This window comes from Natronomonas amylolytica, assembly GCF_037031205.1.
GTDB lineage: Archaea > Halobacteriota > Halobacteria > Halobacteriales > Haloarculaceae > Natronomonas > Natronomonas amylolytica.
The window spans coordinates 243,150-267,399 of sequence record NZ_JAYEZM010000002.1 but is presented as its reverse complement, the minus strand read 5'-3'; the positions used below and the strand labels follow the sequence as shown (position 1 = coordinate 267,399).

General features: G+C 65.8%; 27 protein-coding genes and 1 tRNA gene. 14 read left to right on the top strand and 14 right to left on the bottom strand.

The annotated features are described in order from the left end of the window. Window positions 1–13 precede the first annotated feature (13 nt). Both U5914_RS04360 and U5914_RS04355 read right to left on the bottom strand, forming a co-directional pair. Window positions 14–253, bottom strand: a complete 240-nt coding sequence (locus U5914_RS04360) for a DUF8015 family protein (protein ID WP_336134441.1) — start codon at window positions 251–253, stop codon at window positions 14–16. Between the two features lie 90 nt (window positions 254–343). Then, complete coding sequence (locus U5914_RS04355) at window positions 344–544, bottom strand: DUF7511 domain-containing protein (protein WP_336134439.1); 201 nt, start codon at window positions 542–544, stop codon at window positions 344–346. Between the two features lie 209 nt (window positions 545–753). Between U5914_RS04355 and U5914_RS04350 the strand changes: the two genes are divergently transcribed. Then, window positions 754–2,148 (top strand): permease, encoded by a 1,395-nt coding sequence (locus U5914_RS04350; protein ID WP_336134438.1) that lies wholly within the window; start codon window positions 754–756, stop codon window positions 2,146–2,148. A 30-nt stretch (window positions 2,149–2,178) separates the two neighbouring features. On the opposite strand, the gene U5914_RS04345 is transcribed toward U5914_RS04350, so the two are convergent. After that, a complete protein-coding gene (locus U5914_RS04345; RefSeq protein ID WP_336134437.1) occupies window positions 2,179–3,600 on the bottom strand; it encodes a sodium-dependent transporter in 1,422 nt (473 codons plus the stop codon). A gap of 174 nt (window positions 3,601–3,774) precedes the next feature. On the opposite strand from U5914_RS04345, the gene U5914_RS04340 reads away from it, so the two are divergent. From U5914_RS04340 to U5914_RS04330, 3 genes are all read left to right on the top strand, one after another. Then, entirely contained in the window at window positions 3,775–4,602 is an 828-nt protein-coding gene (locus U5914_RS04340) for an alpha/beta fold hydrolase (protein WP_336134436.1), read from the top strand. 62 nt (window positions 4,603–4,664) lie between these two features. Beyond that, window positions 4,665–5,312 carry a helix-turn-helix domain-containing protein gene (locus tag U5914_RS04335; protein ID WP_336134434.1) on the top strand — a complete coding sequence of 216 codons (648 nt, stop codon included), beginning with the start codon at window positions 4,665–4,667 and terminating at the stop codon, window positions 5,310–5,312. Then, complete coding sequence (locus U5914_RS04330; RefSeq protein ID WP_336134432.1) at window positions 5,309–6,775, top strand: amidohydrolase family protein; 1,467 nt, start codon at window positions 5,309–5,311, stop codon at window positions 6,773–6,775. The genes U5914_RS04335 and U5914_RS04330 overlap by 4 nt, the downstream gene beginning before the upstream one ends. A 21-nt stretch (window positions 6,776–6,796) precedes the next feature. On the opposite strand, the gene U5914_RS04325 is transcribed toward U5914_RS04330, so the two are convergent. The 4 genes from U5914_RS04325 to U5914_RS04310 form a co-directional block, all read right to left on the bottom strand. After that, window positions 6,797–8,170: a phosphoribosylamine--glycine ligase gene (locus U5914_RS04325; RefSeq protein WP_336134430.1), complete on the bottom strand. Its 1,374-nt coding sequence runs from the start codon at window positions 8,168–8,170 to the stop codon at window positions 6,797–6,799. 67 nt (window positions 8,171–8,237) lie between these two features. Continuing rightward, a complete protein-coding gene (locus U5914_RS04320; protein ID WP_336134429.1) occupies window positions 8,238–8,819 on the bottom strand; it encodes an LURP-one-related/scramblase family protein in 582 nt (193 codons plus the stop codon). Between the two features lie 60 nt (window positions 8,820–8,879). Continuing rightward, the gene (locus U5914_RS04315; RefSeq protein ID WP_336134428.1) at window positions 8,880–9,413 is read right to left on the bottom strand and encodes a DUF8054 family protein; all 534 of its coding nucleotides are present in this window, start codon (window positions 9,411–9,413) and stop codon (window positions 8,880–8,882) included. Further along, window positions 9,410–10,174, bottom strand: coding sequence for a nucleotide-binding protein (locus U5914_RS04310; RefSeq protein WP_336134427.1), 765 nt, complete (start codon window positions 10,172–10,174; stop codon window positions 9,410–9,412). Before U5914_RS04310 ends, U5914_RS04315 begins: the two co-directional genes overlap by 4 nt. Window positions 10,175–10,294: 120 nt before the next feature. Between U5914_RS04310 and U5914_RS04305 the strand changes: the two genes are divergently transcribed. Continuing rightward, window positions 10,295–10,432 carry a hypothetical protein gene (locus U5914_RS04305; protein ID WP_336134425.1) on the top strand — a complete coding sequence of 46 codons (138 nt, stop codon included), beginning with the start codon at window positions 10,295–10,297 and terminating at the stop codon, window positions 10,430–10,432. A 126-nt stretch (window positions 10,433–10,558) separates the two neighbouring features. On the opposite strand, the gene U5914_RS04300 is transcribed toward U5914_RS04305, so the two are convergent. Both U5914_RS04300 and U5914_RS04295 read right to left on the bottom strand, forming a co-directional pair. Then, window positions 10,559–10,990, bottom strand: a complete 432-nt coding sequence (locus tag U5914_RS04300; protein WP_336134423.1) for a hypothetical protein — start codon at window positions 10,988–10,990, stop codon at window positions 10,559–10,561. Window positions 10,991–11,084: 94 nt separating this feature from the next. Next, window positions 11,085–11,747 carry a DUF7095 family protein gene (locus U5914_RS04295; RefSeq protein WP_336134422.1) on the bottom strand — a complete coding sequence of 221 codons (663 nt, stop codon included), beginning with the start codon at window positions 11,745–11,747 and terminating at the stop codon, window positions 11,085–11,087. A gap of 119 nt (window positions 11,748–11,866) precedes the next feature. On the opposite strand from U5914_RS04295, the gene U5914_RS04290 reads away from it, so the two are divergent. The 6 genes from U5914_RS04290 to ncsA all read left to right on the top strand — a co-directional run bounded on the left by U5914_RS04290 (window position 11,867) and on the right by ncsA (window position 18,366). After that, complete coding sequence (locus U5914_RS04290; protein WP_336134420.1) at window positions 11,867–14,161, top strand: PAS domain S-box protein; 2,295 nt, start codon at window positions 11,867–11,869, stop codon at window positions 14,159–14,161. Continuing rightward, entirely contained in the window at window positions 14,158–14,754 is a 597-nt protein-coding gene (locus U5914_RS04285) for a response regulator transcription factor (RefSeq protein ID WP_336134419.1), read from the top strand. The genes U5914_RS04290 and U5914_RS04285 overlap by 4 nt, the downstream gene beginning before the upstream one ends. Then, the gene (locus tag U5914_RS04280; RefSeq protein ID WP_336134418.1) at window positions 14,751–15,443 is read left to right on the top strand and encodes an RAD55 family ATPase; all 693 of its coding nucleotides are present in this window, start codon (window positions 14,751–14,753) and stop codon (window positions 15,441–15,443) included. The genes U5914_RS04285 and U5914_RS04280 overlap by 4 nt, the downstream gene beginning before the upstream one ends. Before the next feature lie 156 nt (window positions 15,444–15,599). Then, a complete protein-coding gene (locus U5914_RS04275) occupies window positions 15,600–16,766 on the top strand; it encodes a thiolase C-terminal domain-containing protein (RefSeq protein WP_336134416.1) in 1,167 nt (388 codons plus the stop codon). Then, the gene (locus U5914_RS04270; RefSeq protein ID WP_336134415.1) at window positions 16,763–17,257 is read left to right on the top strand and encodes a Zn-ribbon domain-containing OB-fold protein; all 495 of its coding nucleotides are present in this window, start codon (window positions 16,763–16,765) and stop codon (window positions 17,255–17,257) included. Before U5914_RS04275 ends, U5914_RS04270 begins: the two co-directional genes overlap by 4 nt. 122 nt (window positions 17,258–17,379) lie before the next feature. Continuing rightward, a complete protein-coding gene (gene ncsA, locus U5914_RS04265) occupies window positions 17,380–18,366 on the top strand; it encodes a tRNA 2-thiolation protein NcsA (RefSeq protein ID WP_336134414.1) in 987 nt (328 codons plus the stop codon). A 244-nt stretch (window positions 18,367–18,610) separates the two neighbouring features. Here ncsA and ftsZ read toward each other — a convergent pair whose 3' ends face one another. From ftsZ to U5914_RS04250, 3 genes are all read right to left on the bottom strand, one after another. After that, window positions 18,611–19,840: a cell division protein FtsZ gene (ftsZ, locus tag U5914_RS04260; RefSeq protein WP_336134413.1), complete on the bottom strand. Its 1,230-nt coding sequence runs from the start codon at window positions 19,838–19,840 to the stop codon at window positions 18,611–18,613. Between the two features lie 3 nt (window positions 19,841–19,843). Beyond that, window positions 19,844–20,017 carry a ribbon-helix-helix domain-containing protein gene (locus U5914_RS04255; RefSeq protein ID WP_332313830.1) on the bottom strand — a complete coding sequence of 58 codons (174 nt, stop codon included), beginning with the start codon at window positions 20,015–20,017 and terminating at the stop codon, window positions 19,844–19,846. A gap of 231 nt (window positions 20,018–20,248) precedes the next feature. Continuing rightward, window positions 20,249–20,809 (bottom strand): zinc-ribbon domain-containing protein, encoded by a 561-nt coding sequence (locus U5914_RS04250; RefSeq protein WP_336134411.1) that lies wholly within the window; start codon window positions 20,807–20,809, stop codon window positions 20,249–20,251. 175 nt (window positions 20,810–20,984) lie between these two features. On the opposite strand from U5914_RS04250, the gene U5914_RS04245 reads away from it, so the two are divergent. Beyond that, window positions 20,985–21,058: transfer RNA gene (locus U5914_RS04245), tRNA-Tyr, on the top strand. A 203-nt stretch (window positions 21,059–21,261) separates the two neighbouring features. Here U5914_RS04245 and U5914_RS04240 read toward each other — a convergent pair. Further along, the gene (locus U5914_RS04240) at window positions 21,262–22,074 is read right to left on the bottom strand and encodes an aldo/keto reductase (protein WP_336134410.1); all 813 of its coding nucleotides are present in this window, start codon (window positions 22,072–22,074) and stop codon (window positions 21,262–21,264) included. Window positions 22,075–22,215: 141 nt separating this feature from the next. On the opposite strand from U5914_RS04240, the gene U5914_RS04235 reads away from it, so the two are divergent. Further along, window positions 22,216–22,662 carry a CBS domain-containing protein gene (locus tag U5914_RS04235; protein WP_336134409.1) on the top strand — a complete coding sequence of 149 codons (447 nt, stop codon included), beginning with the start codon at window positions 22,216–22,218 and terminating at the stop codon, window positions 22,660–22,662. A gap of 150 nt (window positions 22,663–22,812) precedes the next feature. On the opposite strand, the gene U5914_RS04230 is transcribed toward U5914_RS04235, so the two are convergent. Then, window positions 22,813–23,850 (bottom strand): hypothetical protein, encoded by a 1,038-nt coding sequence (locus U5914_RS04230; protein ID WP_336134408.1) that lies wholly within the window; start codon window positions 23,848–23,850, stop codon window positions 22,813–22,815. 107 nt (window positions 23,851–23,957) lie between these two features. Between U5914_RS04230 and U5914_RS04225 the strand changes: the two genes are divergently transcribed. Then, window positions 23,958–24,236 (top strand): hypothetical protein, encoded by a 279-nt coding sequence (locus U5914_RS04225; protein ID WP_336134407.1) that lies wholly within the window; start codon window positions 23,958–23,960, stop codon window positions 24,234–24,236. Window positions 24,237–24,250: the final 14 nt, after the last annotated feature.

Here is a 24,250-nt window from a genome sequence, read left to right as displayed (position 1 = left end):
ACCCGACGCTCCATCACAGCACCACGAGCGTCAGCAGCCATCCGATTCCGACGAGGGCCGTCACGGCAGCGTCTCGGGCCGTCGGTTCGACGGGTGGGTTCCGGAAGAGCGCGTCGTACAGCAGGAGCGTCGACAGCAGGCTCCCGCCCGCCAGCCCCTGATGAAGGGCGACCTGCGGGTGGGCGCTCGCGGCCGCACCGAGCGCGAGCACGACGGGGATGAGCACGAGCGCGCGACTGTATCGGTCGACCATCTGCCTGTGTGTGAAGGTAGGACATCGAGGCTCAAAAGCGGCCGGCGAAATCCCGGTCGACGGGACACGACCGGCGGGCCGATGGCGCGGTCACTGCCATTCTTCGAGGTCGACGACGCTGTCCCGGTCGGCGGTGAGCCACGTCGTCTGTCGCTCGGCGGCGTCCGCATCGCGGGGAACGAAGGTGTAGGTCTCCGGCGTTCCGGAGCCGTCGTTGCCGAGGACCTCGAGGACGCGAGGGTGGGACTCGGAGGGGCGGTCCCGTCGGCGTCGACTGAACGTGTCGGTCATGGTCAGGTGCTACTTCCGGCCTGATTCTTATAAGTACGGGTCGAGGTTCCCGTCGGTTGGGAACGACTCGAAACGACCCGTCGGACGGGTGGGGTAACGAAGCCCCGACTCGACTACCCTCTCTGAGTTCGAAAACGAAAGTCCGTGGTCCGTCCGGGTTCGGTATTCTAGGCACAACTGCATTAGTCGGCTCCTGCGAACGTTGTGGTATGGTAGCGATTGGTAGCGTCGTCGAGGCGCTCCGAATCGGCGTCGGCTTCCTGTGGACCGCGGCGTGGGCCATCATCGTGGGCCTCGTCGTGACCAGTCTCGTACAGGTCTACGTCTCCAAGGAGCGGATGGCCGACCTGCTCGGCGATGGCGATATGACCGGACTGGCACGGGCGACGGCCTTCGGTGCGGCCAGCAGCGGGTGTAGCTTCGGCGCCGTCGCCATCGGCAAGGGGCTCTTCAAGAAGGGTGCACACGCGGTGAACTTCATGGCGTTCATGTTCGCCTCGACGAACCTCGTTTTCGAACTCGGGTTGATGATACTCATCCTGCTGGGCTGGGAGTTCCTGCTGGCCGAACTGCTGGGGGGCCTCGTCCTCATCGTCGTGATGGCCGGCGTCGTCCACCTGACGCTGCCCGAAAGCCGCTTCGAGGAGGTCCGAAGGACGCTCAACGAGCGCGACAGCGAGGCCGGAATCACCGAGGATCCGACCTGCGGCATGGAGGGCAAAGACGAATACACCGTCACGACCGACGACGGGGAGACGCTGAAGTTCTGTTCGGAGGGCTGTATGGAGACGTATCTCCAGCAGACCGCAAGCGGGGGTGGCTGGCGCGAGGAACTCCGCTCGTGGGGCGGCTGGTACAAGGTCGCCAACCAGTTCCGCAAGGAGTGGTCGATGATCTACAAGGACATCGTCGCCGGCTTCCTCATCTCCGGGTTCGTCATCGTCTTCATCCCCCAGTGGGTCTGGAACGCCCTGTTCCTGCAGGGCGACGGCGTGCTGGTGACCGCCGAGAACGCGGTCATGGGCGTCGCCATCGCGGTCATCAGCTTCGTCGGGAGCATGGGCAACGTCCCCTTCGCCGTCGCGCTGTGGAGCGGCGGCGTCAGTTTCGCCGGCATCATCGCGTTCGTCTACGCCGACCTCGTCACGGTTCCGGTGTTGAACATCTACCGGAAGTACTACGGCTGGGCGGTCATGCTGTACCTGCTCGGCGTCTTCTTCGTGACGATGGCCTTCGCGGGCTTCCTCATGGAACTGCTGTTCGATGCCCTCGGCATCGTGCCGAACCTCGCGGGCGGGCAGACCGCCACAGAAAAGACCTACTTCAAGCTCGATTACACCTTCTATCTCAACCTCATCGTCTTCGCCTTCGTGGGCTTCCTCGCCTACGTCTACCGCCGCGGCCTCGGTGCGCCCGGTGAGTATCGGGACCCGGTCTGTGGGATGCGGACCGACGACGACGGCCCGAGCGCCACCTACGACGGCGAGACCTACTACTTCTGTGCGGACGCCTGCAGACGGGCCTTCGAGGACTCGCCCGAGTCCTTCGCGGACACGTCGCCGCGAATCCACGACGGCCAGTCGGGCCACGGGCACCACCACTGAGCGGGTCGGCGTCCGACGGCGGCCCGCCGGTCACCGGGAGCGCCGTCGGGACCGGCCGATGTCGGCGAAGCGGTCGCGGAACAGCCATCCGAGGCCGAGCAGGACGACGAAGACGGCGATAGCGGTCGGAAATCCGACGCCGCCGCGAACGTGGTCGACGAGGAGGCGCCACGCCGGCCGGGCGACGCCGAGGACTTTCGCGGCCGTCACCGCCACGAGAACGAACGGCACGACGTAGCGAACGACGGGATAGAGCCGCCCGAGGTCCTCGTGGACGGCCTCGAAGTCGGCGACCCAGACGAAGACGAGCGTGACGAGTATCGCCGAGATGGGGAGCGCGAACGTCCCGACCGACTCGTCGACGAGGTCGAGGACCGGCCGGCCGAGGAGTTCCAGTCCGAGGGGGCTGTAGCTCAGCGCGGAGGGGACGCCGAGGAGGAACACGCCGCCGGTGATTCCCACCGTCGCCTGCGCTCGCGAGAGCCGGGTCGCGTTCGTCGCCGTGGCGACGCCGACCTCCAGCAGGGCGACCGAGGAACTCAGCGCGGCGAAGAAGAGCAGGCCGAAGAAGGCGACGGCGACGACCCGGCCGAACGGCATCGCCGCGAAGGCCGTCGGCAGGGTCGTAAAGGCCAGTTCCGTCCCGAGGGTCGGCTGGAGGCCGAAACTGAACACGATGGGGAAGATGACGAGGCCGGCGGTAATCGCCGCGGCGATGTCGATGACGGTTATGACGACCGACGACTGGAGCAGGTCGGCGTCCGCCTCGACGTAGCTCCCGTAGGTGAGCATGATGCCCTGTCCGACGGACATCGAGAAGAACACCTGTCCGAAGGCAGCACTCCAGAGGCCGAACTCCGAGAGGACCGAGAAATCGGGCGTAAACAGGAAGGCGGCCGCCCGCCCCCACGAGGGAAGCGTCGTCGCGTACAGCGCGAGAACGACCAGCAGGCCGAACACGGTCGGCATGACGACGGTGGCGAGGCGCTCGATGCCGCCGCGAACGCCCAGCGAAACGACCGCCCCAGTCAACACCGTCGTCGCGACGAACGCGCCGACCGGCGCCCACCCGTCGGTGAAGGCCGCGAACGTGGTCTCGGCGCCGCCGAGCCACGAGAGGAGGAAGCCGAGCACCCAGCCGGTCAAAACCAGATAGTAGCTCAGGATGAGCAGCACGCCCCCGACGACGAGCCAGCCGAAGGCCGTGTAGACCGGGCCGACCGACCGGAACGCCGAGACCACGTCCGTCCGGAGCGTCCGGCCGACCGAGAGTTCGAGGACCAGAAGCGGGACCGCACAGACGAACGCCGCGAGCAGATAGGGAACGAGATAGGCGCCGCCGCCGTTCTGTCCGACCACGGCCGAGAACCGCCAGACGTTGCCGAGCCCGACGGCGGCACCGACCGTCGCGAGCAGGAACCCGAGCCGCGACGACCAGCGCTCCGGAGTCATGGATGTTCCTGCATTCCCGACGTGCATAAAGATGAGACGCGGAACCGACGACGATTACTTATAAACCACCGCATCGGTCCGGCACCATCCACTCGCATATCGACCGCGTAGTCACAAGCGATGGCAACACGGACCTCCGGTCGGTTCGATACACCGCGGGACGAGACTCGAACGATGACGGTCCACGTCGACGACGAGCGGTCGCTCGCCTACGAGGAGTACGGGGATTCGAACGGTGTGCCGGTCGTGTTCCTCCACGGGACGCCGGGGTCGCGACGACTGGGACGACTGCTGGAGTCGGCCGCCACGGCCCGCGGGATTCGAGTCTTGGCCCCCGACCGGCCGGGATACGGCCAATCGATACCGTGGCCGGAGCGGTCGGTTCGTGACGCCGAGGCCTTCGTCACGCCCGTCCTCGACGATGTCGGCGTGGAGACGGCCGGCCTCGTCGCCTTCTCCGGCGGCGCTCCCGACGCTCTCGCCACGGCGGCGACGCGGCCGGACCGCATCGACCGGGTCGATGTCGTCTCCGGGGCGACGCCGCCCGAAATCAGCGAGGAAACGCCCGCGTTACAGCGACTGCTCGCGAGGCTGGCGACGGCGACGCCCCCGCTCCTCCGGGGACTGTTCCGCGGGCAGGCGTGGCTGGCGAGTCGCCTCGACCCGTCGTTCGTCCTCGCACAGTACACCGACGACGCCGAGTCGATTCCGGACGCCGCCGCCGAGACCGTCAGGGCGGATTTCGTCGAGGCGTTTTCGGGCTCCGGTCGCGGCGCCGTAACCGAGTTCCGGAACACGGCGAGAGACTGGGAAATCGCCTTCGAGAACATCGAGGCCGAGGTCCGCCTGTGGCACGGCGAGGCGGATACGAACGTTCCGATAGCCGACGTTCGTCGCCTCGAACAGCGACTGCCGAACGCCCGACTGCACGCGCTCGACGATGCGGACCACCTGCAGGCGCTCCTGCGAAGCATCCCCGACGTACTGGACGAACGGCGGTGACCGAGGGGAGTGTAACCACGATGATTGATGTATGGCGTGGGCGAACGGCCGGCGATGGCGGTATGAAACGCATCCAGTTCTCGGTCACCTATCCGGACCGGTTCGTCCACCCGCTTCAGCGACGGATCATGAACGGGACGCCGATTACGCGGGCCGAGTTACTGATGTGGAGTCCGACGGCCGAGGCGACGACGCTGTTCTGGTGTGACGGCGACCGGGAGGCGACCGAAACGGCCATCGCCGCTGTCGATTCGCTGGTGACCAGCAACGTCGTCGAGGACACCGACGGGACCTACACCTTCCTCCAGCAGGCGGACTACGAGTTCTCGACGCCGTTGCTGGAGACGATTTCGGAATCGCGAGTCGTCTTCCTGCCGCCGGTCGTCTTCCGCGAGACGGGCGAGGTGCTGTTCGAGGCGGTCGGCGAATCGACGGCACTCAGCGCGTTTCACGAGGCCCTCTCCGAGTTCGGCGACCTCGCCATCGAGGGGGTCCGGGAGTTCGAGCGGGCACACTCGCCGTCGCGGCTCACGGACCGACAGCGGGAAGCCCTCGAGGCGGCGGTGTCGGTCGGCTACTACGAGGTGCCCCGGGAGGGAACGGTCGCCGACGTTGCATCGGCGCTCGACTGCACGACGAGCACCGCCGGCGAACTGGTCCGGAAAGCCGAGGCGATGGTTATCGAACACTACACGGCTGAACGACGATGACGACTGACATCCTCATCCACGACGCACTCGTGTTGCCCGTCGACGGCGAGAACCGCCTGTTCGAGCGCGGAACCGTCCGCATCGAGGACGGCCGCATCGTCGAGGTTCGCCCCACGAAGGCAGACGACTGCGACACCGACGCCGACATCGTCATCGACGGCGAGGGGTCGCTGGCGATGCCGGGACTCGTCAACGCCCACACCCACCCCGAACTGACGCCCCTGCTCGGTGCCTTCAGCGACCTCGACCTCATGGAGTTGGTGGGGAGCATGACGGCGATATATAGCGATATCGCCGACGGCGAGTTCGACTACCTCATCGAAGCGGGGTACGAACTCGCCGCGCTCAATTTCCTCGTCGGCGGCGTCACCACGGTCAACGCGATGGACGTGAAACCGTGGGCAGGCGCCAAGACGTTCGGCGAGGCCGGCCTGCGGGGCTTTTTCGGCCCCGCCCTCACCGACCTGTTCTGGGATGTCCCGGTCGACGAGCAGTTCGCCGACGCTCGGGCGTTCATCGAGGAGTACCACGGCGCCTACGACGACCGCATCCGGGCGGCCGTCTGTCCGCACGACGACTGGTCGTGTTCCCGCGACCTCTGGGAGCGAGTCGCCGCCCTCGCCGCGGAGTACCCGGACCTGCTCGTCCATACCCATCTGCTCGAACTCGAGGAGAGCAACACGATGGCGCGAGCCAACGGAGCCGACGACTCACTCGCGTTGCTCGACGAGGTCGGCCTCCTCGACGACCGACTGGTGGCGGCACACTTCCGGGTCGCCGACGAGGAGGACATCGAGCGGACCGCGGCGGCCGGCGCCTCGGTCGCCCATTGCCCCTCGGTGTTCTGCTACTGGAACCCCGACCCCGAGATGCAGTGGACGCCCGTCCCCGAACTGCGGGCCGCGGGCGTCGACGTCGGGTTGGGCATCGACGACCACTACTGGCACGATTCCTACAGCCTCTTCGGCGAAGCGAGGCAGGCCCGCCTCGCGGCCAACCTCAAACGAACCGCGGGACAGTACTCCTCGATGGAGTTGGTGCGGATGCTCACCATCGAGGGAGCACGTGCCCTCGGCGTCGGCGACGAACTCGGGAGTCTCGAACCCGGAAAGCGAGCGGACCTCGTTCTCCTCGATACCGACGCGCCGAAGTTCACGCCGATGACGAACGCTCCGGCCAACGTCGTGAACAACGCGGCGCCCGCGGACGTGGAGACGGTCATCGTCGACGGCGAAGTCCTCATGCGCGACGGCGAGGTGCGAACGATGGAGGCCGACGCGATTCAGCGCCGCGCCGAAGAGGCCGTCGAGCGCTTCGCGGCGGAGACGGACTGGGACATCGACGCCGGCGGGAGCGTTCCACCTGGGACGGGGCAGCTCGTCCGCGACCTTCCGAAACGCGGGCCCGTGCGATTGCTCGGCCGACTCGCCCTCCAGTCAATCGAGGACGTCTTCGAGTTCTGATGGGGGCGACGGGAACTCGGCTCAGGCCGGCCCGAGATAGCCCCACGCCTGCAGGCGGTCGCCGTCGCCGTCCATCCACCGCTCGCCGACGTCGTCGCGGTAGTAGCAGTTCGGGATGACGATGCCGTCGATGCGGTCGTAGGCCTGCTCGCGAGCCTCGGCCATCGTCTCGCCTTTCCCGGTGACGACGAGCGGCATGCCGCTCTCGCCGGCGACGCGCCACTGGCCGTCGACCTGCTTTGCGTCCTCGATGTGGATGCCCTCGCGATCCTCCCCATCGAACACGACGGCCGCGTTCCGCGAGTTCTCGTCGTAGGTCTTCTCGTCGTCGAAGGGGAAGGGTGGCAGGACGACCCGGACGCCGACCTGATAGCCGCTGTGGACCTGCAGGTCGGGGTCGTCGCCGTTGGCGAGGTCGGCGAAGAACTGTCCGGTGGGCGACTCGAAGGACTCCTCCTGCAGCGTGATGGTCGGATAGCCGAACCGTGGGGTGAACTCCAGCGGGTAGACGCCGTCGGCGTTGACGATGCAGTTGAGGTCGATGCTGCCGACGTAGCCCTCCGCGGCCAGCCAGTCTTCGAGTTTCCCGAGCGTCCGGGCGAAGAGGTCGTTGCGGCCCGACCAGAACATCGAGGTGCCCATCTCGCCGGTCTGGGGGCCGATGTTGCCGGGAAAGAGCTTCTTGTGCTCGAAGTTGAAGTTGATGGGTTCGACGAACTCGTCGCCGTTGAAGAAGCCACAGACCGCCACCTCGACGCCCTCGACCTTGCGCTGGAGTTGGAAGCCCTTCATCCGGTGGCCCCACGCCTTCTTGTAGGCGCGCAGGACGTCGATTACGTCGCCGCCGTCGTCGTCGTGGCCGACGTAGAGCAGGCGCTTGACGTTCTGGACCTCGCCGAGCGGCTTGATGACGTAGGGGGCAGGGTTCTCCCGGACGAAGGCGATGGCTTCGTCGAAATCCGAGAACTCCCGGTGGTCGAGGGTGTCGACGCCGTTGTCCTCCAGTACCTCCATCGCGTAGCCGCGGTCCTCCTCGAGGCGGTCGGTGGTCGGCGTCCCGCCGACGACGGCCTCCCCCTCCGCGCGGAGTTCCTGTGCTATCTCGCCGGTGCCGACCTCGGCGCCGCCTCGCGGGGCTTCGCCCCGCTCGTTCGTTCCGGGACCCTCCCGCTGGTCGGGTCCCGTGACCCAGATGTCGTCGAAGACGATGACGTCGGCCCACTCGATTTCGGCGCGCCAGTCGTCGGTCTTCGGGACGAACCCGTCGGCGATCTCCCGGTCGCTTTCGGCCTCGATGTAGTACTTGACGTCGTGGCCCTCGCGGTGGACCTGCCACGCGATGTCGCCGATGAGGGCGGCATCCAGCGAGCAGAACAGGAAGTTCTCGGCGGTCATAGCCGCTAGTCGGTCGACAGAGGGTAAAGCGTATGGGCGGAGGGGAGGCAGTCGCCGACGGCGGCCGTCAGTTGTTCTGGATGGCGTCGATGACCATCGCGGCGGCGATGACGGCCTCCTTCGGGACCGTGCTCGCGTCGTCGATGGTTATCTCGTAGCGGTCGCGAATCGAGAGTTGGCCGTCGATGTTGCCGACGTGGGCGCCGTCGGCGTCGGTGATCTCGTATTTGTGCGGAATCAGTTCGCCGAACGGGAGGTTGTTGCGCGCGAGCGTGACCAAGGCACCGCGGGAGTCGATTCTCGCGATGGCGGCCTCCGTGTCGGCATCCCGGATGGTCCACGTGTCCTGGAACATCGAGAAGTCGTTGTCGAGGATGACGAGGTTCTCGCCCGTTCGGGCGTCCGAGAGGACGTAGTTGCCGGCGACGTCGATGACGCTGCCGGCCTTGACGGTGAAGACCTCTTCGCCATCGGCGTCGACGAAGGGGAACTCCTCTTTGAGTTTGAACATCTTCTGTTTGCCCCGGAGGACGGTGTTGCCGTCGCTGTCGGAGGCGGCGTACTTGTTCCGAATCAGACTCTGTTCGACGGTGTAGCGGTCACCGGAGAGGTCGAGGCCGCTGATGTCGATGTCCTTGGAGGCTGCCATACCTCCCGTGCGGAGGCCATCGGTTTTGAACCTTCGGCCGAGCGGCGGTCGCCCCCGCCGCTACTCGTCGATGGCGTCCTCGAAGCCCCAGTCGGCCGCGCGGGCCGCCGCCTCCGAGCGCGCGGACTCGCGGATGTCCTCGATGGCCGCCTCGTTTTCGAGGAAGGCTTCGAGGGCGCCGTCGGCCCCGCCCCCGTCGTCGTCAGTCGCCTGCCGAACCCGCTCGGCCAGCGCGCCGTCGCCGGCCAGCCGTTCGGCGGCCAGCCCCGGCGGAATCCGGAGGCTCTCGGTTTCGTGGGGGACCGCCAGATGCGCCGCATCGAGCGCGTAGAGTTCCAGTCTGTACGGCCCGGGACCGATATCCGCCAGCGCCGCCGGGCCGCCGCGGTCGGTGCCGACGTGGTAGGCCAGCGTCGGGACGCCGGCCTCGAAGGTGAGGATTCCCCGGTCGTCGGCGTCGCCGCCACCCCCGAGCAGGGCGTCCCGCGGCGCGAGGACGGCGTAGCCGTCCAGCCGTCGGTCCAGGGCGTCTTCGAGGGCCGGCGCGAGGTCGGCCACGACCCGCGAGCGCAGGAGGTCGCCCTCCGGTATCATGGCGGGTCGGGGATGACCGCGGTTCGGAACCGCTCGGCGACGGCGTCGCTGTCGCCGTCGCGGACGTCGAGTGCGGCGGCGGCCTCGCGGTAGGCCGCGGCCGCGGGCGCCGCCGGGTCGTAGGCGAGCAGCGGTTGACCGGCCGCACGGGCCTCCCGGACGGCGTCGCTTTCCGGGATGCGTGCGAGAAGTGGACCCTCGAAGTAGCGGTCGGCCTTCTGTGCGGCGTCGTCGATGTCGCCTTTGACCTTGTTGAACAGCGTACCGGCGATATCGGAGCCATAGGAGAGGGCGTACTCCTGTACTTTGAGGCCGTCGGAGATGGCCGGAATCGTCGGCTGGAGGACGACGACCACGCGGTCGGCCAGCACGATGGGCAGGACCGCGCTCTTCGAGGAGAGGGTGGCCGGCGAGTCGAGCAGGAGGATATCGGTGTCGGCGGCGAGGTCTGCGACCACGTCGCGCAAGCGCTCGGGGTCGGCGGCCTCGAAGGCCGCAAGCGAGGTGCCGCAGGGGACCACGCGCATCCCGAACCGGTCGTAGGTTGCTTGCGCAACTGACGCGCCGCCCTCGAGTAGCACGTCGTGTAGCGTCGTGTCGGCTTCCGCGAGGCCGGTGTGGAACAGCAGGTTCGCCATCCCGGTGTCGGCGTCGACGACCGTCACGTCGTAGTCGTCGGCCAGCGCCATCCCCAACGCGAGCGTGCTCGTGGTCTTGCCCGTGCCGCCCTTGCCCGACGCGACGGCGAACGCCTCCACCATTTGCTTTCGTCTGCTTCGTTTTCGGATATAAGGCTTCGGATGCCGGCCCGACAATACTTGCCGCATCTTTGACTAACAATCATGAAGGTTTAAGACCATGCATGTTGTGGGTGGTAGTAGATGACCCCCGACGAGATCGAACCAATGGTCCCGGTCATGCCGCAGGACGAAACCACCACCATCCGCGCCGACGGCGGCCGTCTCAAGCGCTACGACCGCGACGAGGTAGAAGCCGCACTCGTTCCGGACCTTCGCTAGAGTCTCGATTTCATTCTCGTTTTGCTGACCACTCGAACCGCATAGCCCGTGGCTCGGTCGAGACAGTGCCCCCGCGAATCGACTGCCGGGGATACGGCGGCGTGTCCGCTCGCCGTGTCCGGGTATTCAACACTCACCGATGGTGCCGTATGCGACGGCCGGCACGTCTTCACCGTCCACGCTGGCAGTTGTCACCTCCATGCCGACCGTGATGCACGACCGGTCGCCGGCCGCCTCGACCAGATTCGCCTGAACCGGCGGGTCGTTCTCGGAGGCCGGCACGTGTGCATACAGGTCGTACGCTCCCGCCGTCTCCGGGAGGTCCGTCAGGGTAGCGAAGGGGTTCGAGCCGGCGGGAACCGAGACGGACCGCCAGTAAGCGACCTCCCCGTCGTCGACCAGCAACACGCTCGCCTCGATGTCGCGGTCGAGCCGGTTTCGAATGGTAATCTCCGAGACGGTCACGGTCGAGGGGGTACTGCGCTCGAAGGCCGAACAGCCGCCGAGAAACCCGGCGAGCGTCGCGCCGCCGAACTGGAGGGCCGAACGTCGCTTCATACCGGCCCATCGGAGAAGCGAGGATTACCGTTTCCGGTACCGTCCGGAGAACGCCTCTCCCGGCGGGGTTTACAAACGAACCTAACCAGAACGGCTACACCACGTCGCCGCGAACCGTCACGCCGTCCTGTCGGTTCTGATAGGTCCGCAGTTCGTCGGCCGCCTCGCTGGCCTCCGTCTCGTCCATGCCGAGCATCTCCAGCGACGCCGACAGCGTCGGGAAAGCGAACTCGCCGTCCGCCAACTTGCGGAAGGCCTCCTCGCTGACCTGTCCGCCATCCTCCGAATCGACCCACAGACAGGCCGCCCGCGGGTCGAGCAGTTGGGTGTAATCTTCGCGGGCGCGGGCGCCCTTCAGCCGCTGGGTGACGTTGTTCTCGAAGCCGGTGTTGCAGACTTCGAGGTGGATGGGTTCGTCGTCTTCGAGCAGGTGGGCCGCGAGACACTTCTCGGGGGCGACGTGGCCGTTGGCGTTCGCGCGGACGTATTCGGGGTACTCGTCGGCCCACGCCGCGGCGACGGTCTTGCCGACGCCCGAGACGCCGAGGCGCTTCTCGAAGTCGGCCTCGCGCTCGGGGGCGTCCTTGAACAGCAGGTCCTTCGTGAGATAGACGTCGAGTCGCTCGACGGGGTCCATCCCCAACACGACGTCGCCGTAGACCCACACCTCGCGGACGGGGACGGGCATCGGCTCGGAGCGGACCGTCTCGACGATCTCGCGCAGGCGGGAAACGGCTGCCTCGCGGCTGAAACTCATCGGACCCAGATACTCGGCCGCAACGCAAAACCCTCACGGACGGCGGCCAGCGCGGCCGAGTATGAAACACCGGGTGTGTTCGAGACAATTGATTTATGTTATCAGTACAGAAGACATATATGACTACTGAAACCCCCAGATTGGGCGAGCAAATCGAGGGGGAACCGGTCGACAGGGGCTCACGACGGAAGTGGTCCGTTATCGGCATCGGCGTCCTGCTCGGTGCGCTCTCGATTGCCGGCGCCTTCGTCGGCACGACCGGGTTCGATACCATGCGGGCCGCGATTCCGCTGGCGGCCTCGCTGGCCATCGTCGCGGCCGGCGTTCGGCTTCTCGGGACGAACCTGACCGGCGACGATATCGGCGTCGTCGCCGCGTGGACCGCGGCGACGGCGGCGCTTTTCGTCGTCGTACTCCTGGCCACCGCGTTCGTCGTCGCGAACGACCCGCTCATCGTCGGCGCCTTCGCCGCCCTCTTTACCGCACCGCTCGGGGCCGCCGGGGGCACCGTCGCCGGCTACTCCGACGCACGGCGGCGACAGCAATACCGCGTGACCCGCCGGACCCAGCGCGCGCTCGAAACCTCCACCGACGGCATCGCCATCCTGAACGACCGCGGCGAGTACGTCACGGTGAACGGCTCGTTCGCGGAGATGTACGGCTACGACGACCCCGAAGCGGTCGTCGGCGAACCGTGGGAGCGCTTCTATTCGTCATCGGAAGCCGCCCGTATCGAGGCGGAGGTGTTCCCGGAACTCAGAGCACACCACGAGTGGCGGGGTGAGGCGACCGGCCAGCGCGCCGACGGCAGTACGTTCCCACAGGAGTTGACGTTGACCCGGATGAAGGACGGCGGCAGCGTCGCCATCGTCCGAGACATCACCGAATCCAGAGCGCGAGAGCGGCGGCTCCGAAGCATCATCGAGAACGTCCCCATCGTGCTGTTTACCTTCGACGAGGACGGCACGATAACCCTCTCGGAGGGGGAGGGCCTGGAGGCGCTCGGGCTGGAACCCGGCGAAGCGGTCGGCGACTCGATGTTCGAGATGTACGCCGGCTTCCCGAACGTCATCGACGGCTGTCGGCAGGCACTCGACGGCAAGACCGTCCACCGAACCATCGACCTCGGAGCGGTAATCCTCGAAGCGTGGCTGACGCCCGTCTACGAGAACGGCGAGGTGACCGAAGTCATCGGCACCGCCATGGACGTCACCGACGAACACGAGCAGCGACGGCGCATCGAGACCCTCCACGAGGCGAGTCGCCGGTTGACCTACGCGACCACGGCCGAGGAGGTCGCCGGAACGGCCGTCGACATCGCCGAGGAGGTCCTCGATTGCCCGGTGTCGACGATGTGGCGCTACGACAAGAGTTCGGAGTCGCTCGTTCCGTTCGGGGTGACCGACTCCAGCAAGGAACTGCTGGAAGTCGAGTCGACGGCTGACCTCGACCCGATCACCGATGACGAACTCGGGATGGAGGTGTTCCAGCAGGGCGAAAGCCGAACTATCGAGAACTACCAAGAGGTCGACAACCGCGCCTTCGACCAACCGCTCGGCGCCATGCTGTTGATACCCCTCGGCGACATCGGCCTGCTGGAGATCGGTCGACAGGAGGCGGGCGAGATTCCGGATATGGACCTGAAACAGGCCGAGATACTCGGCTTGAACGCACAGGCCGCCCTCGACCGGGTCGAACGCGAGGAGGAACTGGAGACCCGCACCTCACAGATGGAGTTCATCAACAGCATCCTCCGCCACGACGTCCTCAACGGGATGACCGTCATCCGCGCCCGGGCAGAAATCCTCGAAGGGGAACTGGAGGGCGACTACGGCGACTACGCCGAAACCATCCGCCGGTGGTGTGACGACATCACGGCCTTCGTCGAGCGCGTCCAGACGGTGCTGAACGCCCTCGGCGGTCAGGAAGGCAGCATCTCCCTAGAACCGGTCGACGTCACGCGCCTGCTGGAGGGCGAACTCGACCGCATCGGCCAGGCCTACCCGGAGGTCGAGTTCGATACCTCGCTGCCCAGCGACCTCCAGGCCCGTGCCGACGAACTGCTCGGGGACGTGCTCGGCAACATCGTTCGGAACGCCATCGAACACAACGACACCGAGGGACTGCGCATCGAGGCCAGCGCCGAGCGAGTCGACGACCGGGTCCGCATCCGCATCGCCGACAACGGCCGCGGCATCCCGCCGGAACAGTACGAGGCGGTCTTCCGGCGCGGCGAGACGCACGCGAAGTCGGCGGGGTCGGGCTTCGGTCTCTTCTTCGTCGACGCGATGGTCGACGCCTACGGCGGCGATATCCGCATCGAGGACAACGACCCCGGGGCGGCCTTCGTCGTCGAACTCGACGGGCCGGAGTCCGCTGACAGCCAAAGAGGCAAGCCCGGAGGACAATTATGACGGACATGGATACGCCGGACGACCCGGTCGTGCTCGTCGTCGAGGACGAACCCGACGTGGCCGAGACGTACCAGCTCTGGCTCACCGCCGACTACGAGGTTCGACTGGCCGAATCCGGCGCGGAAGCCCTCGAAGAGATCGACGATGCCATCGACGTGGTGTTGCTCGACCGGATGATGCCGGGGATATCCGGCGGCGAGGTGCTCGCGGAGATTCGCGACCGCGGCTACGATTGCCCCGTCGCCATCGTCAGCGCCGTCGACCCCGACTTCGACATCATCGAGATGGGATTCGACGACTACATCACCAAGCCACCGACCGCCGCCGGGATACGCAAGACCATCGACGACCTGCTGGAACGCGGCGAGCGGGCCGATACGGTCCGGGAGTACCGGTCGCTGCTGACGAAACGCGCCATGCTGGACGACCAGAAATCCGAGGCGGAGCGGCGAGAAAGCGACGCATACACCGACCTCGAAGAGCGCATCGGCACGCTGGAAGCCGAACTGGAGACCCAGAAGGACCGATTGCTCGACGACGCGGAGTTCATCGGCGCGCTCAGGGAGTTCGAGGAGGGGGAAGAGGAGCGATGAGTTCGGACGGTCTTCAGGGAGCAGTCACCGACACCGAGACGTACCACATCGGCGACACCGTTCCAGTCGCCGGGTTCGATACCGTCCCCGCGGGCACTAACATCCTCATCTCGGGGGCGCCGATGCTCGGCAAGCGACGCCTCGCGCTCGAACTGCTCGCCGACGGAGCCGAGAGCGGCCATGCCATCGCCGTCACGCCGGATACCGACGGCGACCGGCTCCGGACGGCCTACGAGGGAACCACACACGGCAACCTCGAGCGCTTCCACACCGTCGACTGCACGGGGGCGACCGGGAAGGGCTCGATGGACGACACCGAGACCATCAAATACGTCGGCTCGCCCGGCGACCTGACGGGTATCGGGGTCGGCATCGTCAAATGCACCCGCGACATCGGCCACGAAATCGATGGCGGGCTTCGGCTGTCGGTGCTGTCGCTGTCGACGATACTCCAGTACGCGAACAACCAGCGCGTGTTCAACTTCCTGCATACCATCACCGGCCGCGTCTCGGCGGCTGATTACCTCGGCATCGCCACCATCGACCCGACGACACAGGACACCCAGGAGGTGAACACCCTCACGTCGCTTTTCGACGCCGTCGTCGAACTCCGTGAGGCCGACGGCGGCGGCCGCGAGGTGCGGGTCGTCGGCGTTCCCGACGCCCCGCGAACGTGGGTTTCCTTTTAATCGGTTTCGCCGGAGAGGTACGATTCATTTATAAACAAACCCTTGCGACTCCTCCGACAGCAACGACCCCGAGACCCCGTTCGAAGACGACGCCGTCGATTGTCAGGCTCGTTTATAAGAATCGTTAACACTGACGGGGGTATCTATTCATGTGACATGTCGACAGCACACATTATTGCGGTCGGTGCGTCGCCGATCGGCAAGACGGACCTCCCCGGCCGGGACCTGTTCTCGAAAGCCCTGGCCGAGGCGTTCGAGGGATTGCCCAAGCCGTCAGCGGTCGTCGACGCACTCTACGTCGGCGTCCAGTCCGAACGCTACGAAAACCAGATCATGCAAGGTACGCTCATGGCCGAGTGGGCCGGCCTGCGGAACGTGCCGGCCGAACGCGTCGAAGCGTGTGCGGCCGCTGGCGCGCTCGCGCTCAAGAACGCCGTCCGTGACGTCCGGGCGGACGTCCACGACGCGGTACTGGCCTGCGGCGTCGAGAAGATGACCGCTGGCGGAACCGAAGGCGCGACGAACGCCCTGGGCGCGGCTTTCGAGCGAGCGCTCGAACAACGGTCGGGGATTACTGCCCCCGCCACGTACGCCCTGCTCGCCCGGCGGTATCTCCACGAGACCGACGCGACCGAGCGCGACCTGGCACGGATCGCGGTGAAGAACCACCGCAATGCAGCTGACAATCCGCGCGCGATGTTCCAGGAGGCGGTCGACGTAGAGACGGTGATGGGCGCCGACTACGTCGCACCGCCGCTGAAACTGTTCGACTGTGCGCCAGTGTGCGACGGCGCGGCCACCGTCGTCGTCGCGAACGACGACGTGGCGGACGACCTCCTGGACCGCGAGGACACCGTCCGCGTGGCGGGCGTCGGGTCGGCAGCCAACAACCTCGCCGTCGCCGAGCGCGACCTGACCTACGTCGAGGGCGCTAACGTCGCCGCCACGACTGCCTACGAGGACGCCGACGTAGCCCCCGCAGACATCGACGTCGCGGAGGTCCACGACGCCTTCACCATCTGTGAGGCGCTCCTCGCGGAAGCCGCCGAGTTCGCGCCGAAGGGCCGCGGCATCGAGACCGTCGCCGAGCCCTCCGACCGCTCCGCGGGCTGGACCGACGTCCGAATCAACACCAGCGGTGGGCTGAAAGCCCGCGGCCATCCCATCGGTGCGACCGGGCTGTTGCAGGCGGTCGAAGCCTACGACCAACTCACCGGCCGGGCCGGCGACCGTCAGGTTGCCGACGCCGACACCGCGCTGCTCATCAACGAAGGCGGAATCGCGGACGCCCACACCGTGGCCCACGTCCTGACCAACCAATGACCGACCCAACCGACAGACACATGGACGACAGCGACACCACCACGACTGGACCGCTCGCACCGGACGACATCACCGCCGACTCGCCCTTTACCCTGCCCGGCTTCTTCGACGCGCTCGCCGACGGCGAATTGCTCGCCGCCCACTGTACCGAGTGTGGCACCAACCTCGTGCCGCCCCGGACCGCCTGCTACGACTGCGGGAGTCGGGCCGTGACCATCGAGGAACAGCCCCGGACCGGCGATGTCGTCTCGTATACGGCGATCAACCGGCCGCCGTCGGCGTTCGCCGATCTGGCACCGATAACCGTCGCCATCGTGGAACTGGACTCGGGCGCACGCCTCACGGGGCGAGTCGAAGCCCCCCTCGAGGATGTCAGCATCGGTGACCGCGTCGAACTCGGGATTCGTGATCCGGAGTCGATCGGTATCGACCCCGACTATCAGCTCTCCTACGAGGAAGACTGGCCAGTCCACGTCTTCGAGTTGGTCTAGGGGCATCCCCGCGCCCGTAATCCGGGCGACGGCCCCGACCGTATCCTTCGAACGCAGTACCAACGCGGAGCGTAGACCCCAGAGCGAAACCCGTATCCCGTCGAATCGGCAAGTAGCCGCTAATGGAGTGCGACAAGTGCGGCGACGAGGCGGTCATGCACGCCACCTACTCGGGCATGCATCTCTGCGAGGAGCATTTCTGCCGGTCGGTCGACTCGCGGGTCCGCAAGCGGGTCCGGGAGGACGCCCTGCTCTCCGAGGACGCGAGCCCCGACGACCCGGAGACGTGGCTCATCGGCCTCTCGGGCGGCAAGGACAGCGTCGTCCTCACTCACATCCTCGACGACATCTTCGCGAGGGACCCCCGCGTCAAGTTGGTCGCGCTCACGATTCACGAGGGCATCGAAGGCTATCGGGACGCCTCGCTGGACGCCTGCCTCGAACTCACCGACGACCTCTCCATCGAACACGAGGTCGTCGCCTACGCCGACGAGTACGGCCTCCAGATGGACGACGTGGCCGACGAGGACCCCCTCGATATGGCCCCCTGTGCCTACTGTGGGGTCTTCCGCCGGGACGCCCTCTCGCAGTACGCCGAGGAGTACGGCGCCGACAAGCTCCTGACGGGCCACAACCTCGACGACGAGGCCCAGACCGCGATGATGAACCTGCTGTCGGGCGACATCCAGCAGGTCGCCAAACACTTCGACGCCTCGCTCGGCAGTTTCGAGGACCGCGAAATCGACGACGACCCCTTCGTCCCCCGCGCCAAGCCGCTCCGGGACATCCCCGAAAAGGAGGTCGCCCTCTACGCGCACCTGAAGGACCTTCCCACCCACATGGCCGAGTGCCCTCACGCCAGCGAAGCCTATCGCGGCGAGATCCAAGGGCACATCCACGACCTCGAAAACGACCACCCCGGCACCCGCCACTCCATCATGTCCGGCTACGAGGAGTTGGCGAAACTGGCCGCCGAAGCCTACCGGAACAGCGACGACGGCCCGCGCGGCGAGTGCGAGCGGTGCGGCGCGCCGACGAACAACGAGGTCTGTCGGAAATGCGAGTTAGTCGACGCAGTCGGTGGCGAACTGGCCGAGACCGGCGACTGACTCGCACCGCGTGTTCGTCAACGCAGTCGGTGGCGAACTGGCCGAGACCGGCGACTGACTCGCACCGCGTGTTCGTCAACGCAGTCGGTGGCGAACTGGCCGAGACCGGCGACTGATTCGCTATCCGCCGTCAGCCGAGCGTCATACACGCTGTTTTACGCGGTAGCTATCAACAACTATAGTTGACTATTTCTGTCGCTAATCGCAATCAGTAGCTGCCAAAAGAAAATATCGGATTAAAGACTTATCGGATTACGTCAAGTCCGTTGTTCTTCTCGGCTTCCGAGCGGCCGCCGTCGGTCTCGCCGCGGCTGAAGCCGCCGGAGTTGCCGGAGGTACCGCGGCCGCCGGCAGTGCCCGTCTCTGTCGAGGTTTCGGGCGGCGACGAGGCGAACTCGTCTTCGTCCACCGAGTCGATGGCCTGCCGGGAGGCGTCGGCCTGTTTCTGGGTCGTCGGACCGAGAATCTGGGCCGACTGGACGCCGGTCATGATGGCCATGACGCGGACCTTGCCCTTGTACTCGTCCTGAATCCGGGCGCCCCAGATGACGTTCGCGGAGGCTTCGAGTCGTTCGGTGATGTTGCTGGCGATGCCCTCGGCCTCGTTCAGCGTGAGGTCGGGGCCGCCGGTGATGTGGACCAGTCCGCCCGAGGCGCCGCGGTAGTCGACGTCGAGCAGCGGGTGGTTCATCGCGTCGTTGACCACCTCTTCGGTCTTGTTCTTGTCCTGGGTCTCCCCCACGAGCATCACCGCGACGCCGCCCTGGTTCATGATCGCGGACATGTCCGCGTAGTCCAGATTGATAAGGGACGGCTGGGTGATGGTCTCGCTGATGCCCTTGACCGTCTCGGCGATGATCTGGTCCATCACCGAGAAGGCCTTGCCGATGGGCAGGTTCGGGACGTAATCGAGCAGGCGGTTGTTGTCGAGGACGATGATGGAGTCGGCTTCGCCGCGAAGCTTCTCCAGTCCTTCCTCGGCCTTGACCGTCCGGGCGCGCTCGACGTTGAACGGCGTCGAGACCATGCCCACGACGATGGCGCCCTGCTCTTTGGCGATTTTCGAGACGACCGGGGCCGCACCGGTACCGGTGCCGCCACCCATGCCCGCCGTGACGAAGACGAGGTCCGCGTCACCGAGGACTTCCTTGATGGTGCCCTGCGCCATCTCGGTGGCGCGTTCGCCCATCGACGGGTCGCCGCCGGCACCGAGCCCCTGCGTGAGCGACTTGCCCACGAGGATCTTGGTGTCGGCCTCGATCATCTGCAGGTGCTGCTTGTCGGTGTTGATGGCGACGGTGTCGGCGCCATCGACGCCGATGTTGTACAGCCGGTTGACCGTGTTGTTCCCGGCACCGCCGGCGCCGACGATGACGATGCGGGGGTCGCCGAACTCACTGCCGTCGTCGTCGTCGCCGAGTTCACGGGATTCTTTCTCCGCGTTTTCGAGTGCGGAGTTGACGATGTCCTGCATCGTCTACACCTTGGCCCACGGGCGGTTGCTGTCCCGTGATTCGGTGTCCTGTTCATTGAGCATCTCGCGCACGGCGGAGCGAATCGCCTCGCTCCGATTCGGGAACTCCCCGGTATCGACCATGCGTTCGACCTCTTCGATCTGCTGCTTCGGAATCCGTAGTGTCACACGCTCCATTGTATTTCCCCTCTGTCTGTGGGTAAGACGGCGTTGCACACGCGTTCGTTATCGCGTTTACACCTCGAATTCGCCCGGTAGCGTCGTCCTGCCTGCCACGGACACCTTGGTGTAAGACGCGCCGTCTTACGCAGATGTACTCACAGAAGCAGACTACTTAAAGGTTAGGGGCAGCGTAAGACAAAATAGTAATAACGCCGTTTACAGCCCAGATGACCGCATTTTCCGCGTTTACGTGTCCTTGAGAACGTCCGCTGCAGGGGTCCGTCGGCCGCAGCTGGGACAGAAGCCCCAGTCCGAGCGGAGTTCGTCGCCGCACTCGCAGAACACCCTGTGTGACGCCTTCTCGCCGCAGTTAGAGCAGTATACGGCCGATTCGGGGAGTTCCTCACCGCACTGTTTACACGTCTCCCGTGGCTCGTCGGACGCGTTTTCGTCGTCGGCGGAGGCTGTCTTACGACTCCCCCCGGACTCGTGTGACACGCTACTCGAATCGCCATCAAGCGTGATGTTTACGTTCACGTCCTGCGGCTCACGCGGCGTCAACGCGCCGTCCAGTCGGTCCGCAAGCACCGCGTCGACCCGCTCGGCGATGAGGTCGTCGAGGGACTCCTCGGCCGACGCGGGCGAGGAATCGGCGTTTACGCCGGTCGAACCCTCGTTTACGGGCGTCTGCCCGTTCTCGTCGAGATACGTCCGGAGCGCCTCGCGCATGACCTCGCTCTTCGAGGCGTCGAACTCCTCGAGTTGGCGAACGAGGTCGTCGTCCGCCCGGAACGTTATCTTACTCATTACTCGTCCGACGATTGTGTGTGACGGTATTTCAATCTTCCCGCGATGTCAGACAGGTGTCCGTCGAGCGGCCGACGTGGCGCTGAGACGCCGTGAAATCGCGTGTGAGTCGGAGACACGAGGCCGATGTAGGTCAAAACCGTTAAGTCCCGCAGTCGTCTCGTATCAGGTACGCCCGCCCTTAGCTCAGACTGGTAGAGCAGTCGACTGTAGATCGACTTGCCCCCCGTTCAAATCGGGGAGGGCGGACTTTTGCTGCGAACAACGTGGGCAGTCAAAAGTCTATCCCGAGCCGATTTGAGCTCGTGAGTCGCGCGCAGCGAAGCGAGCACGTCTCACGGTGTTCAAAATCGGGGAGGGCGGACTTCCTTTCAAGCCGATTCGGAGTTGACTGTGAGTCGGGTTGTCCCTCGTCCTCGTGAGCGAAGCGAGTCGCTGGAAACGTCCAACCGTCACCACTCGGGTGCGTAGTCGGGGTCGAAAAAGCGCTCCGTCCGCTCGATACCGTCGATAGTCGCCACGTCCTCGTCGGCTAGCTCGAGGTCACGCGAGGCCCAGTTGTCCCGGATATGCGCCTCGCTCGTGGCCTTCGGGACGGCGGCGACGCCCTTCTCGCGGAGCCACGCGAGGGTGACGCGCGGGACGCTCACCCCGTGCTTCTCAGCGACGGTCTCGAGTTCGGGGACGTCGAACACATCCCCGTGGGCCAGCGGCGCGTACGCGACCACGTCGACGTCGAGGTCGGCATACCGCTTTCGGAGCTCGGCCTGCGGGAGCAGTGGGTGCAACTCTACCTGATTCGCGACGATGTCCGGGTCGACGTCCAGCGCCGTCTCGAGGTGGCGTGGCTCGTAGTTGCTGACGCCGACACCGTCGAGGAGTCCGTCGTCGCGAAGGTCCGCGAGCGTGCCGTGGACCAGTTCGAGGTCGTAGTCGGCGGGCCAGTGGACGTACATGAGGTCGACCCTCTCGACGCCGAGGCGGTCGAGACACCCCTCCACTGCGGCGCGGATGGAGGCTGGCGTCACGTCGTTCTCGGTCGCTCGAGGATGGAGGATTTTCGTCGCGAGGTAGACCGACTCCCGGGGGACGTCCGCGGCGGCGATACCCGACCCGACGGGGCGTTCGTTCTCGTACAACTCCGCGGTGTCGACGTGCCGATAGCCGAGGTCGAGCGCGGTCCGGACGCTCTCGCGACACTGGTCGAAATCGGTGTTCTGCCAGGTCCCGAGGCCGAGACGCGGGACCGGCGAATCGGTGGCCATGCAGGGTGGCCGGCGGGCATGACAAAGAGTGTGCCGGCGGGGGTTCCGGCGTCGGCGTGGGGGCCGTCGGAATCAGGGAACCGGTGGGAGCGAGTAGGAATCACCCCCGTGTTTTAGTAGTGTATCACTCCAACGGGGACTATGAAAATCACCGACATCATCCAGGAGGACGTCGTAACCGTCTATCTGGACGATACGATTCTCGACGTCGCAGAAGTGTTCCGGAACGAGCGGGTCGGGAGTGCGGTCGTTCTGGACGCACACGACGAGATACTGGGCGTCGTTACGGACCGCGATTTGGTCGTCTACGGACAGAACTTCGTCGACTCGCTCGAACACACGACGGTAAACGAGGTCCTCTCGACGGACGTGTTCTCGGTTGCCCCCGACGTGAGCGTCGAGGAGTTGGCGGCGCGGATGCGGGAAGCGGGCGTCCGCCGAGTTCCGGTCGTCGAGGACGGCGACCTGCGCGGCATCGTAACCCTCGACGATCTGATCGTGCTGCTCGCCGACGAATTCGATAGCCAACCCCTCGATGACCTCGCCGCGGTCATCGAATCCGAATCGCCGCCGAAAGACGGCGACTGATACGGTTTATTGTAACGATTTACCGGTCATCGCCAGCCCGTATCGGCGATGACCGGTAAAGGACTACAATAATCCGTATGAGACGCCACCAGAACCGGCGCGGCGGTCGTTCGGCGAATCCGTCGAGTCGAACCGGCGTCGTCCCGTCTTTCAGGCCGCGTACGTCTCGAACAGCACGAAGGCGAAGGGCAGCAGCACCGACGAGACGAGTCGCGAGGCTATCGACAGCGACATCGGATAGAGGTTCACGCGGTCGTAGGCGTCGTACTCCGTGCGGAGTTCCTCGAGTTTTATCTGCAGCGTGTCCATCTCATCGGGGTCCTCGTTCGTCAGGAGGTCGGCGTGGAGTTCGTGGATGCGCTCGCGTTTGCTGTTCAGGAGGTCCCGTTTGATCTCGTTTGCGCGGCGGTTGATGTAGACCGTCGGGAAGGCAAAGGAGCCGATTATCAGCCCGATGTAGACCGCCACGAGGAAGTAGACGGTCCCGCTGCCCCCACCGATTCGGGCGACGTCGAACGCGAGTGGCAGCGCCAAAGCGCCGATGGATATCATGGTCGTCGTCCGGATGGCGAAGTAGCCGATGGTGCTGAGCCCGCCGAGGCCGTCCGGATGCAACGGGTCGATGGTGAAGTCCAGTTCGCCGATCTCGCGGATACAGAGGTTCGTCGTTATCACCATCCGGAGGCCGACGGCGGTTATCGCGGCCGACCAGATGGCAAAGAGCACGTAGACGAGAAAGCCGGGGTCGAGATAGCTGGTGATGCCGAAGGTCCGGAAGTAGCCGACGTTGGCGACGACCGCCAGCAGGACCAGCGCGGTCCACAGGAGGGAAAGCACACCAACGTCGCTGAAGAACGCCCTGTATCGGTCGGCGATGGACAGCAGTTCGCGGTTGTCGTCGTACGGCGTGACCTCCGCGGCGCGCTCGACGAACGTCGGGAAGACGACGGTTTCGTACTTCCATACCAGGACGGGCGCTATCGCCCCCATCGTCGCCGCGAGCAACTGACTGACGAGGAACAGCCGCCGGACGTCGAGGCCGACGACCCCCAGAAACACTGCCGTCAGCAGATACGGGACCAGTCCGACGGTAAGTAGTATCGTCGGGGTCGCCCCGACGGGACTTCGTTCGACGAAAAACGCTGCCAACCGATTGACCCAGATCTTCCCCACCTCGTTTCGCTCCATCGTCCTGCATATCGGTGGCGGCCCTCGACTACTTAAATCTACGAGGCTCGCCGTGGGTCCGTCCCCGACATCAATACGCCGTTGAAGCCCGTACGACACGTGAGCCGATGCCGACGACCTGCGAACTCTGCGGCCGCGTGGTGCCCGACGAACGCATCGACGACCCACGTGTCGTACAGGAACACCACCTCCGGCCGGAGGAACGCGCCGACAGTCCGACGGTGATGCTGTGTCGGCCCTGCCACGACCAGATTCACGCCGTCTTCACGAACGCGGAGTTGCGCGAGTCCTACGACACCATCGAGGCGCTCCGCGACGCCGACCGCCTGTCCGAGTACCTCGAGTGGATTCGCGGCACCGACAAACTCGACATCAAGACCGAATGACGACAACGACTACG

Excerpts from the sequence above, each read along its gene's own strand:
- U5914_RS04360 (WP_336134441.1), bottom strand. The coding sequence starts at position 253 with ATGGTCGACCGATACAGTCGCGCGCTCGTGCTCATCCCCGTCGTGCTC.
- U5914_RS04355 (WP_336134439.1), bottom strand. The coding sequence starts at position 544 with ATGACCGACACGTTCAGTCGACGCCGACGGGACCGCCCCTCCGAGTCC.
- U5914_RS04350 (WP_336134438.1), top strand. The coding sequence starts at position 754 with ATGGTAGCGATTGGTAGCGTCGTCGAGGCGCTCCGAATCGGCGTCGGC.
- U5914_RS04345 (WP_336134437.1), bottom strand. The coding sequence starts at position 3,600 with ATGACTCCGGAGCGCTGGTCGTCGCGGCTCGGGTTCCTGCTCGCGACG.
- U5914_RS04340 (WP_336134436.1), top strand. The coding sequence starts at position 3,775 with ATGACGGTCCACGTCGACGACGAGCGGTCGCTCGCCTACGAGGAGTAC.
- U5914_RS04335 (WP_336134434.1), top strand. The coding sequence starts at position 4,665 with ATGAAACGCATCCAGTTCTCGGTCACCTATCCGGACCGGTTCGTCCAC.
- U5914_RS04330 (WP_336134432.1), top strand. The coding sequence starts at position 5,309 with ATGACGACTGACATCCTCATCCACGACGCACTCGTGTTGCCCGTCGAC.
- U5914_RS04325 (WP_336134430.1), bottom strand. The coding sequence starts at position 8,170 with ATGACCGCCGAGAACTTCCTGTTCTGCTCGCTGGATGCCGCCCTCATC.
- U5914_RS04320 (WP_336134429.1), bottom strand. The coding sequence starts at position 8,819 with ATGGCAGCCTCCAAGGACATCGACATCAGCGGCCTCGACCTCTCCGGT.
- U5914_RS04315 (WP_336134428.1), bottom strand. The coding sequence starts at position 9,413 with ATGATACCGGAGGGCGACCTCCTGCGCTCGCGGGTCGTGGCCGACCTC.
- U5914_RS04310 (WP_336134427.1), bottom strand. The coding sequence starts at position 10,174 with ATGGTGGAGGCGTTCGCCGTCGCGTCGGGCAAGGGCGGCACGGGCAAG.
- U5914_RS04305 (WP_336134425.1), top strand. The coding sequence starts at position 10,295 with ATGACCCCCGACGAGATCGAACCAATGGTCCCGGTCATGCCGCAGGAC.
- U5914_RS04300 (WP_336134423.1), bottom strand. The coding sequence starts at position 10,990 with ATGAAGCGACGTTCGGCCCTCCAGTTCGGCGGCGCGACGCTCGCCGGG.
- U5914_RS04295 (WP_336134422.1), bottom strand. The coding sequence starts at position 11,747 with ATGAGTTTCAGCCGCGAGGCAGCCGTTTCCCGCCTGCGCGAGATCGTC.
- U5914_RS04290 (WP_336134420.1), top strand. The coding sequence starts at position 11,867 with ATGACTACTGAAACCCCCAGATTGGGCGAGCAAATCGAGGGGGAACCG.
- U5914_RS04285 (WP_336134419.1), top strand. The coding sequence starts at position 14,158 with ATGACGGACATGGATACGCCGGACGACCCGGTCGTGCTCGTCGTCGAG.
- U5914_RS04280 (WP_336134418.1), top strand. The coding sequence starts at position 14,751 with ATGAGTTCGGACGGTCTTCAGGGAGCAGTCACCGACACCGAGACGTAC.
- U5914_RS04275 (WP_336134416.1), top strand. The coding sequence starts at position 15,600 with ATGTCGACAGCACACATTATTGCGGTCGGTGCGTCGCCGATCGGCAAG.
- U5914_RS04270 (WP_336134415.1), top strand. The coding sequence starts at position 16,763 with ATGACCGACCCAACCGACAGACACATGGACGACAGCGACACCACCACG.
- ncsA (WP_336134414.1), top strand. The coding sequence starts at position 17,380 with ATGGAGTGCGACAAGTGCGGCGACGAGGCGGTCATGCACGCCACCTAC.
- ftsZ (WP_336134413.1), bottom strand. The coding sequence starts at position 19,840 with ATGCAGGACATCGTCAACTCCGCACTCGAAAACGCGGAGAAAGAATCC.
- U5914_RS04255 (WP_332313830.1), bottom strand. The coding sequence starts at position 20,017 with ATGGAGCGTGTGACACTACGGATTCCGAAGCAGCAGATCGAAGAGGTC.
- U5914_RS04250 (WP_336134411.1), bottom strand. The coding sequence starts at position 20,809 with ATGAGTAAGATAACGTTCCGGGCGGACGACGACCTCGTTCGCCAACTC.
- U5914_RS04240 (WP_336134410.1), bottom strand. The coding sequence starts at position 22,074 with ATGGCCACCGATTCGCCGGTCCCGCGTCTCGGCCTCGGGACCTGGCAG.
- U5914_RS04235 (WP_336134409.1), top strand. The coding sequence starts at position 22,216 with ATGAAAATCACCGACATCATCCAGGAGGACGTCGTAACCGTCTATCTG.
- U5914_RS04230 (WP_336134408.1), bottom strand. The coding sequence starts at position 23,850 with ATGGAGCGAAACGAGGTGGGGAAGATCTGGGTCAATCGGTTGGCAGCG.
- U5914_RS04225 (WP_336134407.1), top strand. The coding sequence starts at position 23,958 with ATGCCGACGACCTGCGAACTCTGCGGCCGCGTGGTGCCCGACGAACGC.